Source organism: Bizionia sp. M204, assembly GCF_023205095.1.
Taxonomy (GTDB): Bacteria; Bacteroidota; Bacteroidia; order Flavobacteriales; family Flavobacteriaceae; genus Algorimicrobium; species Algorimicrobium hallyeonense.
In genome coordinates this window covers 2566310-2579792 of sequence record NZ_CP046242.1, presented here as the reverse complement: position 1 = coordinate 2579792, position 13483 = coordinate 2566310, and the positions used below count along the sequence as shown (strand labels likewise).

General features: G+C 34.8%; 9 protein-coding genes and 1 pseudogene. 5 read left to right on the top strand and 5 right to left on the bottom strand.

Translation table 11 applies throughout. The features are described from left to right. Positions 1 to 98: 98 nt before the first annotated feature. The 3 genes from GMA17_RS11965 (at position 99) to GMA17_RS11955 (ending at position 4798) form a co-directional block, all read left to right on the top strand. On the top strand, positions 99 to 2846 hold the full coding sequence (locus GMA17_RS11965; RefSeq protein ID WP_248396484.1) for a carboxypeptidase regulatory-like domain-containing protein: 2748 nt from the start codon (positions 99 to 101) through the stop codon (positions 2844 to 2846). A gap of 38 nt (positions 2847 to 2884) precedes the next feature. Then, a complete protein-coding gene (locus tag GMA17_RS11960; protein ID WP_248396482.1) occupies positions 2885 to 4321 on the top strand; it encodes a DUF5689 domain-containing protein in 1437 nt (478 codons plus the stop codon). Between the two features lie 99 nt (positions 4322 to 4420). Further along, positions 4421 to 4798, top strand: a complete 378-nt coding sequence (locus GMA17_RS11955; protein ID WP_248396480.1) for a hypothetical protein — start codon at positions 4421 to 4423, stop codon at positions 4796 to 4798. 162 nt (positions 4799 to 4960) lie between these two features. On the opposite strand, the gene GMA17_RS11950 is transcribed toward GMA17_RS11955, so the two are convergent. After that, positions 4961 to 5917: an endonuclease gene (locus GMA17_RS11950; protein ID WP_248396478.1), complete on the bottom strand. Its 957-nt coding sequence runs from the start codon at positions 5915 to 5917 to the stop codon at positions 4961 to 4963. Positions 5918 to 6001: 84 nt separating this feature from the next. Here GMA17_RS11950 and hflX point away from each other — a divergent pair, with 84 nt between their 5' ends. Both hflX and GMA17_RS11940 read left to right on the top strand, forming a co-directional pair. Next, entirely contained in the window at positions 6002 to 7213 is a 1212-nt protein-coding gene (gene hflX, locus GMA17_RS11945) for a GTPase HflX (protein WP_248396476.1), read from the top strand. A gap of 62 nt (positions 7214 to 7275) precedes the next feature. Further along, the gene (locus GMA17_RS11940; RefSeq protein ID WP_248396474.1) at positions 7276 to 9534 is read left to right on the top strand and encodes a transglycosylase domain-containing protein; all 2259 of its coding nucleotides are present in this window, start codon (positions 7276 to 7278) and stop codon (positions 9532 to 9534) included. 73 nt (positions 9535 to 9607) lie between these two features. Here GMA17_RS11940 and GMA17_RS11935 read toward each other — a convergent pair whose 3' ends face one another. The 4 genes and pseudogenes from GMA17_RS11935 to GMA17_RS11920 form a co-directional block, all read right to left on the bottom strand. Further along, positions 9608 to 10570, bottom strand: coding sequence for a DUF3078 domain-containing protein (locus tag GMA17_RS11935; protein WP_248396472.1), 963 nt, complete (start codon positions 10568 to 10570; stop codon positions 9608 to 9610). Between the two features lie 44 nt (positions 10571 to 10614). Further along, the gene (locus GMA17_RS11930; protein ID WP_248396470.1) at positions 10615 to 11121 is read right to left on the bottom strand and encodes a DUF2480 family protein; all 507 of its coding nucleotides are present in this window, start codon (positions 11119 to 11121) and stop codon (positions 10615 to 10617) included. 18 nt (positions 11122 to 11139) lie between these two features. Continuing rightward, positions 11140 to 12976, bottom strand: a pseudogene (locus tag GMA17_RS11925) (ABC transporter ATP-binding protein). A gap of 116 nt (positions 12977 to 13092) precedes the next feature. Then, a complete protein-coding gene (locus GMA17_RS11920; protein WP_248396468.1) occupies positions 13093 to 13416 on the bottom strand; it encodes a DUF59 domain-containing protein in 324 nt (107 codons plus the stop codon). Positions 13417 to 13483: the final 67 nt, after the last annotated feature.

The window sequence follows — 13483 nt, the reverse complement described above, 5'->3', positions numbered from 1 at the left end:
CCAAAAGTAGATATTTATTATAAATAATGTAAATTTGCACGCTTAATTTAATTAACATTTAACGCAAAGTATCAATCTTTTTAATTATAAATTCTAGTATGAAAAAAAGTTTAATTGTTTTTTTATTCGGATTTTTCGCAACAATTACTGCATTTGCTCAACAAACAGTAGTAAAAGGAAGTGTCACAGAAGCCATTTCCTTCGATCCAATTCGAAATGTAACTGTTACCATTGAAGGTACAGACATTACAACCACAACTGATGAAAACGGTATGTTTGAATTTTCTTCAAATTTACCATTGGGAGATCAGATTTTAAGAATATCTAAAGACGAGTATGTCTTTAAAAGATATCCAATTGTCATTAATGAAGGGCAAACGGTAAATATTACTGATATGACTCTAGAAAGAGATACATCGGCTGATTTATTTACTATTAACCTAACAGATGATGAATTGGATGACGAATCTGGTGGACTTGATAATATTTCAGGTTTACTACAATCTTCTCAAGATGTGTTTCAAAGAACAGCAGCTTTTGAATGGAGTTCTTCCTTTTATAGAGTAAGAGGTTTAGATTCTGAAAACGGTTCGGTTTTGATTAACGGTATCGAAATGAATAAGATTTATGATGGTAGACCGCAATGGAGTGATTGGGGTGGATTAAATGACATGCTTCGTAACCAGGAATTAACAACTGGTTTAGCACCTTCAGCTTATAATTTTGGTGGTATTTTAGGTACAACTAATATGAATGTTCGTGCATCACAATATCGTGAAGGCGGCCGTGTAACCTATTCATCTTCAAATAGAAGTTATACAAACCGTGTTATGGCTAGTTATGCATCTGGTTTATTAGAAGGTGGTTGGTCTTACGCTGCAATGGGCGGAAGACGTTGGGGAAATGAAGGTTATCAAGACGCAACGTTGTATGATGCCAATTCGTTCTTCATAGCCATTGAAAAACAAATCAATGACAAGCACAGCTTGAACTTTACATCTATGTACACGCCAAATCGTCGTGGAAAATCGTCGCCTAATACACAAGAGGTTTACGATTTAAAAGATATTAAATACAACGAATATTGGGGTTGGTTAGATGGTGAAAAGAAAAATTCACGAATCAAAGAAATTGAAGAACCTATTTTAATGTTGAATCACTATTGGGACATTGGTAGTAAAACTACTTTAAATACCAATGTGGGTTATCAATTTGGTAAAATAGGAAATAGCCGTTTAGATTATGGGGGTGGAGCAAATCCAAGCCCTGCTTATTACCAAGATTTACCAAGTTACTTTTTAGCGGATAATGATGGTCCTGATTATGCAGGCGCTTATATTGCTGAACAAAATTTTATGAATGGTGGCCAGATTGATTGGGAACGTATTTTAGATGCCAATATTACCAATGCGTCAGTAGGTGATACAAATGCCTATGTATTATATGAAGACCGTCAAGATGATAAGCAAATAACGGTGAATTCTATTTTCAACACGGAAATTAATGATAACATTATTTTAAATGCCGCTGTAAATTACAAAAACTTAAAGTCAGAAAACTTTGGTGAAATAATAGATTTATTAGGCGGTAATGGTGTTTTAAACGTGGATTCGTTTGACAACTACCAATATGACAACCAAAACCCCAACCGCGTTATTGGTGAAGGTGATAAATTCCGTTACAACTATAATATTTTTGCAGAGGTTATTTCAGGATATGCTCAAGCACAATTTAAATATAGTAAAGTAGATTTCTACCTTTCAGGAAGTGTAACAAGTACATCTTATCAACGTGAAGGCCTTTGGGAAAACAGCGCGTTTCTAGGCAACTTATCTCTAGGAAAAGGTGAGAAGTTAAACTTTACTGGTGTCGGCGCAAAAGCTGGACTTACGTATAAAATAACTGGAAAACACTTAATAGATGTGAATGGTGGCTATCTTACAAAAGCACCAACTATTAGAAATACATATTCTAATTCAAGAGATAACAATAGTGTAGTTGATAATATAACAGAAGAAAAAATCACATCGTTTGATGCTAGTTATATTTTCAGATCTCCAATTGTGAAGGCTAAATTAACAGGTTACTACACGAAAATTGAAGATGCCAATGAAATAGGATTCTATTATGCTGACGGTATTACCAACGTTGGTGAAGAGTTTAACGATACATCTGCATTTGTTCAAGAAGTTTTACAAGGTGTGGATAAAAAGCACATTGGTGCCGAATTAGGTATTGAAGCTCAAGTAACACCAACTATTAAGTTAAAAGGTGTCGCGGCAGTAGGTCAATATACTTATGATAACAACCCTGATTTATATTTAACGTCTACAAGTTTTGGTAGAACTCAAACATTTACATCTAATTTAAAAGATTATAAAATAGCAGGTGGACCACAACAAGCGTATTCTCTTGGTTTTGAATATCGCGATCCTGACTATTGGTTTTTTGGAGCAACGGTTAATTATTTAGCAAATGCGTATATAGATGTGAGTCCATTGTTAAGAACGCAAAACTTTTATTTAGCTAACGATGGTTTACCAATTAATAATTATGATGAAGACGTAGCAACCGAATTATTAAAGCAAGAAGAAATTGATGCGTATTTTACTGTAAACTTAACAGGTGGAAAATCTTGGAAAATTGGCGATTACTACATTGGTGTATTTGCAAGTGTAAATAACCTATTAGATGAGATTTACAAAACAGGTGGTTTTGAACAAGGTAGAAATGCCAATTACAACGAATTGTTAGCTGACAATCAGACACCTAAACGTCAATTTGGACCAAAATACTGGTATGGACGTGGTGCTACTTATTTTGTAAATGTTAACTTTAGATTCTAAAAACGAAAAAGAAAAATTAATTAAACGTATTATTGATTATGAAAACAAATAAATTTTTAACCCTAGTATTAACAGTAGTTGCTAGTTTAGCTATTGTATCTTGTGTTCAAGATGACGATTACACCATTCCTACAAGTTTAGGTGATGAAGAAAATGCACGATTAAATACCTTATTGGCTAATGGAACAGAAATTTCTATAGCAGATGCGAAATCTAGATATTCATCGGACCCAAATAATGATGGTGATACTACGGATGCTATGCCGTATATAGAAGAAGTTGAAAATATATATATTAAAGGATATGTATCGTCTTCTGATAAGTCTGGAAATTTCTTTAAAGAATTTTTTCTTCAAGATAGTCCAACAAATCCAACAACGGCAATTAAAATTGTTATAAACCAAGTAGATTTATACAATCAGTTTAATTTTGGACGTGAGGTTTATGTAAGCCTAAAAGGTTTATATATTGGTGAAGAACGTATTGGAACGGGTATTATAGCAGTTGGTGGTGAAACAGAAACTACGCGTTTTGGAACAAACATTACAAGCATTGGTGAAAATCGCGCAAGAACACACATATTCAGGTCACCTGTTACAGAAGATATTACCCCTTTGAATGTAAATTTTACAGATATTAATAGCACGCATGTTGGTATATTGGTACAAGTAGATGGTGTAGAGTTTGCCGATAATTTAGCTGGAGAACGCTATTTTGACCCAATGAACGATTTTGATACAAAAAGAAGATTACAAGCTTGTACAGGCTTTACCTATTCAACATTTCAATTAGAAACAAGTAGTTTTGCCAATTTTAAAAATGAATTATTACCTCTAGGTAACGGTTCTATAACTGCTGTTGTGAATAAAACTTTTGATGGTGGTTCTACTATTTTAGCCTTAAACGGATTAGAAGGTGTAAATTTTGATGGTCCAAGATGCGAGTTGTTGGATCAAAATGATTTTACAGTTGTTTTTGAAGAAAATTTTGATGGAGGTTTAAACGGCTGGGATGTTATTAATACAGCGGGAACTAAAGAATGGTATGCTGCATCCTTCGGTGGCGTTTCATATGTGAGAGGTACAGCTTTTCAAAGTGGTAGTGGCGTAACTATGGTTAGTTGGTTAATATCACCAGCTTTTGATTTTGACGCTCAAGATGACGAACAAATGATATTAGAAATTGCAGATGCATTTAGTGATGCTGGAGAAGAACCTCTAAAAGCATATTACTCTAACGATTATGTGGCAGGAACTGATCCTTCTACAGCTAATTGGACGGAAGTAGGCGCTAATCAAATTGAAGGTCTTCCAATTAATGGTAACTTTTACGACAATATATACGATGAGACTGGTTTTATTGACCTTTCTGCAGCTACTGGAACTGGTTTTATTGCCTTTGTTTATGATAGTGAAGATGGAGCTATATCTTCAACTAGAGATTTAGGAAAAGTTAAAATACTAGCTGCTCAATAAAAAACTAATAAAACTAATTAGTCTTTTAAGTAATTTTATAAAGAACCTGCTAATTTTAATAGATTAGCAGGTTTTTAATTTTTATCCCATTATATACTTATGTCTATTTTCAATTCACTGTTTATTGCCGTGTTTAAGCATTACAAAAAGCGTAAACACAAAAAAGCCAATCAAATTGCAACCATTTATATTTCTATATTACAATGTTCAGTTTTGTTGTTATTAGGTATGTTTTTTGCTGGATTTTCAAGCCAGATGAATATGAATACCATGACTCAAGATAAAGCTTGGGCATTATTTATTATGGCATCTGTTTTTGTGTTTTTTAAAAACTGGATACAATATGCCGGAAGAAAGCGTCAAGTACTAAATGCTAAAATGCTGAATAAGAAATCTCAAAACCACTCCATATTTCTGCTTTGGTTGCTTCCCGTTGCTTGCATTTTATTGTCAGTAATACTCTGGCAAGCTGTTTAAAGTATTAAAAATGCAAATTATCTATTTACAAATTGCTGGCTAATTTAAGTCTATTCTCTAGGTTCTAATAGTCCCTTTTTCGGGACGGTTTTTTCTCCATCAAAGGTTTTTAAGTTTCGTAAAAGCTATAATGATGTGTGGAAGCATGCTTCAGTATACTCCTTACTTCTTCAACATCATATACACCGGAAAATGATCGCTATAGCCACCTTTGTGTTTTTCGCCAGCATAGGTTCTAAAAGGCGTGCCTTTATATCTGCCTTTGTATTCTTTTAAAAAAAAGGCATCAAAAATATTGGCGGATTCAAATTCCAAATGGTTTGCTCGCGATTCAAAAAAAGGCATCGTAAACATAATCTGATCAAATAAATGCCACTTTCTGTGGTGTACCAAGCTCCCACGATTATAGGAGCGTAAGGTATTCATTGGGTTGAATAAATTGTTATTTTCTATGAGTTGCGTGATGCTTTTACAATGTGGATCATCATTGAAATCGCCCATAATAATAATTTTTGCATCCGCTTGTTTCGTTTGAATATCTTTAATAATCTCGCTAACTTTCTCGGAAGCTTGTAAACGTTTCACTTCAGATAGTTGTGTGCCTTCACGTCTGGACGACCAGTGGTTTACCAATACCGAAATCGTTTCGCCTTGCAGCATTCCAGTTACTAAAAGAATATCTCGAGTAAAATCGTCACCACCTTCAGGTCTTTCAAATTGGATGGCATAAATTTCAGAGTGGGTCACTGTAAATTTCGTTGTATTATAAATAAACGCGACATCCATTCCACGCTCATCTTTGGAATTAAAATGAACATAATCATAAGGCGAATTTTTTAAATGTGTTGTATCCAATAAATCCCGAATCACTTTACCGTTTTCCACTTCGGCTAAACCAATAATACTGGGTAAATTTCCAGTTTCAGCAAGGCCAATTTTGGATATAGCCAAGCCAATTTTATTAAGCTTGTTTTGATAGCGTTTTTTGGTCCAACGTCTTTCGGAATTTGGTAAATAATCCCGATCGTGTCTGCTACGGTCGTTATAAATATCAAATAAGTTTTCGGTATTGTAAAAAGCTATGGTAAAAGTGTGTGGTAAACGCGGCGATTTTTCCATTTCATGCATCTTTTTCAGTATTCGCGTTAAAAATATGCAAATTAAAGTGATTGCAATTGATTAACTTTGTGCTTTACACAGTTTATGATAGAAAAAATAGATATCACGCACGAACGTGCCGTATTAATTGGCGTCATTACCAAGAGTCAGGACGCAGACAAATCTAAAGAATATTTGGATGAGTTGGAGTTTCTTACCTACACCGCAGGTGGAGAGGTTTTAAAACGCTTTACTCAAAAAATGGATTTGCCAAACCCAAAAACCTTTATTGGAAAAGGTAAAATGGAGGAAGTCCGAAAATTTATTGAAGAAAACGATATTGGAACAGCCATTTTTGATGATGAATTATCCGCTGCTCAAGAACGAAATATTAGTAAAATTTTAGAATGTAAAGTTCTGGATAGAACTAATTTAATACTTGATATTTTTGCCCAACGTGCCCAAACAAGCTATGCTAGAACGCAAGTGGAATTGGCGCAATGTGAATATTTATTGCCACGACTTAAAGGGATGTGGACACACTTGGAACGCCAAAAAGGTGGTATTGGCATGCGCGGACCTGGTGAAACAGAAATTGAAACAGATAGACGTATTGTTCGGGATAAAATAGCCCTCCTTAAAGATAAAATTAAGACCATAGATAAACAAATGGCTGTGCAACGTGGTAATCGTGGTAAAATGGTTCGTGTAGCACTTGTTGGTTACACAAACGTGGGAAAATCTACACTGATGAATACCATTAGTAAAAGTGATGTGTTTGCCGAAAACAAACTATTCGCCACATTAGATACAACGGTTCGGAAAGTGGTCATCCAAAATTTACCATTCCTATTAACCGATACCGTAGGATTTATTAGAAAGCTGCCAACCCAATTGGTAGATAGTTTTAAAAGTACCTTGGATGAGGTTCGCGAAGCCGATTTGTTATTGCACGTCGTGGATATTTCGCACCCTAATTTTGAAGAACATATAGATTCGGTTAATAAAGTATTAGGTGAAATTGATAGTGCTGACAAAGAAACCATTATGGTTTTTAATAAAATAGATGCCTACCAAGCAGAACCATATGACGAAACAGATTTAGAAGTAGAACGTACCGAAGCACATTATTCATTGGAAGAATGGCAAAAAACTTGGATGAATCGGGTTGGTAATAATGCGTTATTTATTTCAGCTTTAAACAAGCAGAATATGAAAGAATTTAAAAAGCGGGTTTATGACGAGGTCCGGGATATTCACGTAACACGTTTTCCTTATAATCACTTTTTATATCCAGATTACGAGGAAGAAGAATAAAATACAATAGAATTTCTACACGAATTTTGCATAAAATTTCGATTCTAACGTTTCTATAATTCATGGAAAAACTAAACGTATTCCTTAAAAAAACTTGGGTAAAATGGTCGCTAATGGTATTGGCTGTTATCATTTTATTCTTTGTATTGCTTTATGCGAGTATTTATTTTGGATTGTTTGGAAAAGTGCCAACACATGCCGAATTAGGAGCTTTAAAACAAGCAGAAGCCACCCAAGTATTAGATCAGGATAAAAAACTAATTGGTAAATTTTATATCTATGATAGGCAGCCGCTCGAATATGAGGAGTTTCCTAAACATTTGATTGATGCGTTGGTAGCAACTGAAGATGTACGCTTTTACGAACATGATGGCGTGGATAATGTAAGTTTACTGCGTGTGTTTATTAAAAATATACTACTTCAAGATAAATCGGCAGGAGGTGGAAGCACCATCACCTTACAGCTAGCTAAAAACTTATATGGCCGGAAAGACTATGCGCTTTTTAGCATGCTCATTAATAAATTTAAGGAATCTATTGTAGCCCAACGTATTGAAGATGTGTATTCCAAACAAGAAATTTTAACGCTTTATTTAAATACGGTTCCGTTTTCAGATAACACCTATGGTATAGAAAGTGCTTCGCAAAAGTTTTTTAATAAATCGGCAGTGCATTTAACTATTCCAGAAGCTGCAACTTTGGTAGGAACCTTAAAGGCAACAACTTATTTTAATCCCAGAAAATCGGTTGAAAGAAGTCAGTCACGACGCAACGTGGTTTTGGACCAAATGGTAAAATATGATTATTTAGAAGCACCTAAAGCCGCCAAACTAAAAACGGATTCTCTTATTATAAAGTATCATTCTTTTAATCATGATTTAGGACTGGCACCCTATTTTAGAGCACAAGTTAAACAAGAATTGCAAGCAGTTATTAAAGAATATAAAAAGCCAAATGGCGACGCGTACAATATTTATAAGGATGGATTAATTGTTTACACCACATTGAACGCTACCATGCAAACTATGGCGGAAGAAGCTATGACGGAGCATCTTAGCAAACTGCAAGTGGCTTACGAAGCATCTTATGGCAAAAATGCACCTTGGACATCCAATAAAAGCGTATTTAAAAAAGCCATACAAAGTTTACCAGAATATCAGCGCTTAAAAAAGACAGGTATTTCAGAAAAAGCCATAGACGATTCGTTATCTGTAAAACGCAACATGGATATATTTTCTTGGAAAGGTGATAGTACTGCAATGCTTTCGGCAAAGGATAGCTTGCAACATTACCTTAAACTCTTAAATACTGGCATGTTATCAATCGACCCAAAAACGGGTGCTATTCAAACTTATATTGGTGGTATTGATTACCGCTACTTTAAGTATGACCACGTGTCTCATAGTGAACGTCAAGTGGGCTCAACCTTTAAACCATTTGTGTACACAGCAGCTATTGAAAATGGCATGAAACCTTGTTCATATTATTCTGTAGATGCTGTAACTTATACCAACTACAAAAACTGGACACCAACTAATGCTGGTCAAGATCCCAACGAAAAAACGGATATTAATTACAATTTGGAAATGGCGTTGAGCAATTCGGTAAATACCATTGCCGTAAAAGTTTTAAATGATGTTGGTATTTCTAAAGTTCAAGAGCAAGCGCAAAAAATGGGTATTACTAAAGAGTTGCCCTCGCAACCGTCATTAGCGTTAGGTGTTGCCGAAATTACTTTGAAGGAATTAGTAGGTGCTTATGCCAGCTTTGTAAACAATAGTTATGGTGTGAAGCCGTATATGATAACCAAAATTGAAGATAAAAACGGTAACGTAATTGTTGATTTTAAACCTGAAATTTTAGAAAAACAAGCGTTTAGCGATTATACCAGACAAGTTTTATTGGAAATGATGAAAGCAACGGTTAATACTGGAACAGCTTCACGATTGCGAAATACCTATAAACTGAACAACGCCATTGCAGGAAAAACAGGAACGACACAAGATAACAAAGATGGTTGGTTTGTAGCCATAACACCCCAATTAGTAACCATAACGTGGGTTGGGAATGATAATTACAACTTGGGTTTTAAAACCACGGCATTAGGTCAAGGTGCAAACTCGGCTTTACCCATGTTTGCTCATTTTTATCAAAAATTGAACAAGGATTCTAAATGGAACCCGATTACCAAAAGCACTTTTGAAACACCAAGTAATGATGTGTTAAACGATTTGGATTGTAAATTGGAAAAGGAAGATGGTTGGTTGAAAAAACTATTCAAGAGTAAGAAAAAAACCGAAGAATTTAAAGGGGACGAATAGCAAAATGACGTTAAATAAAAAAGCTCCGAAGTGTAACTTCGGAGCTTTTTTATTTTAAAATAATACGTTTGTTTTAGAACGAATAGCTCAAACCAAAGGTATAGTAAACTTGTAAATCATTATCTACATTGTCGAAAGTTGGTTGCGGATCTGTAGGGTCTATAACACCTCCATTGTTAGCCAAACGTACTTCATATTGTTTGTTAGCAAAGTTAACAGCCTCCTGCTTGTTGTCTCTTAAACCAAGCTCAAAACCTAATCCGATGCCTTTCCAAAGCTTATATCCAATAGCGTTAATCCAAGTCCAGTTAGATAGATTAGAATCTTCATAACTCATAAAAGCAGAAAGATTCGAGTTGAAATCTAGTTTTCCAAATGAACGACCATAATTAGCCACTACTTTTGCACCTAAAGACGATTCGAAAATAGCATCATTATCAGCAAATACAAAGTTGTAGTTTAATGGGTGAACCACTACTATTAAATTTTCAAGAGGCGTCCAAGTTACACCAACACCAACGTCTAGATAACCTGGGTCATTAAAGTTGTTGATTAAAGTTGTACGGTATTCAGCAAGCGTAGAAGCTGCTAAATTTTTAGCTATTTTATAACCAAATAGCGAGGTTACGTTAAACACATCATTAGCTTCTCTAAAGCTACTATCATCAGTTGGATCGTCTTTGTCATCAAATTTTACCCAGCTTAAGTTAATATTTCCTGTGTTATACCAGAAATATTTTTCGCGGTCTAATTTGGCATAAGGATTAACTGTAATCGTTATGTTTCCAGAAGCATTGTTAGGTGTTCCTTGGCCATACCAATTGTTAAATTCAGAAAAACTAGCACCAATGGTACCAAAAGCACCAAATTTCCAACCTGGAAAGGCGTCTATTTGTTTCTGTAAATCATCAGCTTCTGCTTGCAACGCATCTGCAGCGGCTTGTTTTTCAGCTTTTTGCTCTTTTAGCTCTTCCTTTGTTTGCGAAAACGAGGCTGTCGCAAGCAGCACTAAACCGATAGTAAAGATTCTTTTCATAGGGTTTTATGGATTAATTAGTGATTATTTCTCTTACAAAAGTACTATTTTCTTTTAAATAATGGCACACTTGAGCAAGCTTCGCCAAACATTATGGATTTTGCAACCGGTTTTAATTTGTTGGTAATCATGAGATAAGCGTTTACCGGAACCGGTTTTTTAGAGCAGCCTTTAATAATAATAGCTTTGTCTTGAAACTCAGAAACATCTAAATTTGAAATAATTTCTTCATACAAAGTGGTTTCTAATAAGTCCAAATCGCCTAAAACCGATTTTTTGGAAATAGACGCTAAAGAAATAGTGATAAGCATATAAGCCCAAGCTGGCACAATAGCATCTGTAGAACAATAAATAGCCACATAGGCATCTTGATATTGTTGCCATTCATGATTTTTAACCTGTTCTCTAAAATCCTTTTCACGGAGCACAATTCCTTCCTGCAACCAGTCCTTAATATCTAAAGTCATACGAGACCCTTTTGGGTAATAATCTTCTAAATCAAAGGTAACAAGTTTGCTATTGGCAACGCGATTAATTATTTCTTCTTCCATAATACAAAGTTAAATTATTTATTGATACCCTTCAGCTTGTAGCTGGAAGAGTTGTGCATACAACGCTTGATTAGCCATCAATTGTTCGTGGGTGCCAATTTCTAAAATTTTGCCTTCATCCAAAACCAAAATACGATCCGCTTGTCTGACCGTGCTGAATCTATGGGATATAATAAGGCTTGTTTTCCCTTGGGTTAAGCCAATAAAACGCTTAAAAACATCACGCTCGGCTTTAGCATCTAATGCGGACGTTGGTTCATCTAAAATCATGACTTCGGCATTTTTCATGTATGCTCTAGCTAAAGCTACTTTTTGCCATTGCCCTCCAGAGAGTTCTTGCCCTTTAGCAAAGCGTTTTCCAAGTTGCTGGTCGTAACCTTTTTTTAATTCTGAGATGACTTCGCTTGCTAAACTTAATTCGGCAGCATGTTTAATTTTTTCTTGATTATCTAGTTCCGCAATATCACCCACGGCAATATTTTCCTTTACAGTGAATTCATACCGGAAGAAATCCTGAAAAATGACTCCAAAAAATTTTTGATAAGCGTCTTTTTTAAAGCGATTAATATTAATACCATCTAATAAAATTTCTCCAGAAGTAGGTTCGTAAAAGCGCAGTAGCAATTTTGTTAGTGTTGTTTTTCCAGCACCATTTTGGCCAACAAATGCCATTTTTTTCGCCAGCGGAAATTTTAAAATTCACACCTTTCAAAATGTCATTATCAGAATCTGGATAGGAAAAATGCACATCCCTAAATTCGAAACCTGACATAATTTTTTCAGGAATTGGTTGATCTTCTTTGTGTTTTGGAACAATAGATAAATCAATAAACTCAAAGTAATCTTTTAAATAAAGTGCACTTTCTGTTATCCTTGTAAACTTTGAAAAGAAGTCTTGAAGATTTCGCGTTAATCTGTTAAATGATCCCGATAAAAATGTCAATTCACCTAGCGTGATAACACCAGAAACAACGCGGTAAATTATATAAATATAAGCGCCATAATAACTTAAGGTTCCTAGAACATTAAATACAAAACCCAAAGCGGAACGTTTTACAGCTAGTTTTTTATTTAATTGAAAATATTCTTCGGAGAGGTTTTTGAAACGATCTACAATAAAATCCGTCAGACCAAAAAGTTTAATTTCTTTTGCTGTTTGATTGTTGGCACCTATAAAACGGAGATAATCTAATTCGCGTCTTTCGGCTGTCCAACCTCTAGCTAATGAGTATTGCTGCTGACTAAACCAAATTTCATTAATAAAAGAAGGAATAATACTGAGTACTAGTAAAATTATTAAATATGGTTCAAAATATATTAATCCAGCAACCAGTGTGGCTATGGATATGAGACTTTGTATTTCGCCCAAGGCATTGGACATAAGCCCAACGCGTCCTGCCGTTTGCGTTCTAGCGCGTTCCAGCTTATCATAAAATTCAGAATCTTCTAAAAGACTAATATCTATTTGATTTGTCTTTTTTATAATGGTTACAGATGAATTAATGGCGTAGGCATCTCCCAGTAAACTATCTGTAAGTGAAATGGCGCGGCTTACTAAATCTGAAAGAACTATTAAAGCAAACTCGAGACCAACAAAGGTCCAAAGTCTTGTGAAATTGGTTACGTCGCTACCAGATTGAAGGATAATTTCATCAATAATAATCTTACCAACCCAAAGAATTATTACAGGTAAAAAAGCCCCAATTAATCGGCAAATGGCAGATAAAAGGAATCGTTTTTTATTCGTTTTCCAAATTTCTTTAAAAAACCGCGGAATATATATTAAGGCACTAAATGACTTTCTTAAACTTGTTTTTTCTTTGTCTTTTAATGATTTAAGTCTAGATCTTGCCATGCGTTAGGTTAAGGGATCAAGATTGAAGGTTCAAGATTCCAGATTTAAAACTATAGTTTTAGGTGCCTAAAAATGATTTAAACAATCAAAAGCAAAGTATAAGGCGAAAGTGCTGTTTACAGCATGCCTAATTCTAATTTGGCTTCTTCACTCATTAATTCTTGGCTCCAAGGTGGATCAAATGTAATTTCAACTTCGGCAGATTTTACACTGTCAATGGATTTTACTTTCTCTTCAACCTCTAAAGGCAATGTTTCAGCTACTGGACAATTTGGCGTTGTTAAGGTCATTAGGATTTTAACATCGCAATCTTCATTAACGAATACATCGTAAATTAATCCTAATTCGTAAATATCGACAGGGATTTCTGGATCGAATATGGTTTTAATAACGCGAACTATTTGTTCGCCTAATGCAGTTGTATCTATTGTTTCACTCATCTTTTTTGTTGTTAAGTTGATTGCTTATTATGATTTGTCGTTTAAACAAATCAACTATTACAGTTTA

Coding starts and splice junctions, on each gene's coding strand:
- GMA17_RS11965 (WP_248396484.1), top strand. CDS start 99: ATGAAAAAAAGTTTAATTGTTTTTTTATTCGGATTTTTCGCAACAATT.
- GMA17_RS11960 (WP_248396482.1), top strand. CDS start 2,885: ATGAAAACAAATAAATTTTTAACCCTAGTATTAACAGTAGTTGCTAGT.
- GMA17_RS11955 (WP_248396480.1), top strand. CDS start 4,421: ATGTCTATTTTCAATTCACTGTTTATTGCCGTGTTTAAGCATTACAAA.
- GMA17_RS11950 (WP_248396478.1), bottom strand. CDS start 5,917: ATGGAAAAATCGCCGCGTTTACCACACACTTTTACCATAGCTTTTTAC.
- hflX (WP_248396476.1), top strand. CDS start 6,002: ATGATAGAAAAAATAGATATCACGCACGAACGTGCCGTATTAATTGGC.
- GMA17_RS11940 (WP_248396474.1), top strand. CDS start 7,276: ATGGAAAAACTAAACGTATTCCTTAAAAAAACTTGGGTAAAATGGTCG.
- GMA17_RS11935 (WP_248396472.1), bottom strand. CDS start 10,570: ATGAAAAGAATCTTTACTATCGGTTTAGTGCTGCTTGCGACAGCCTCG.
- GMA17_RS11930 (WP_248396470.1), bottom strand. CDS start 11,121: ATGGAAGAAGAAATAATTAATCGCGTTGCCAATAGCAAACTTGTTACC.
- GMA17_RS11920 (WP_248396468.1), bottom strand. CDS start 13,416: ATGAGTGAAACAATAGATACAACTGCATTAGGCGAACAAATAGTTCGC.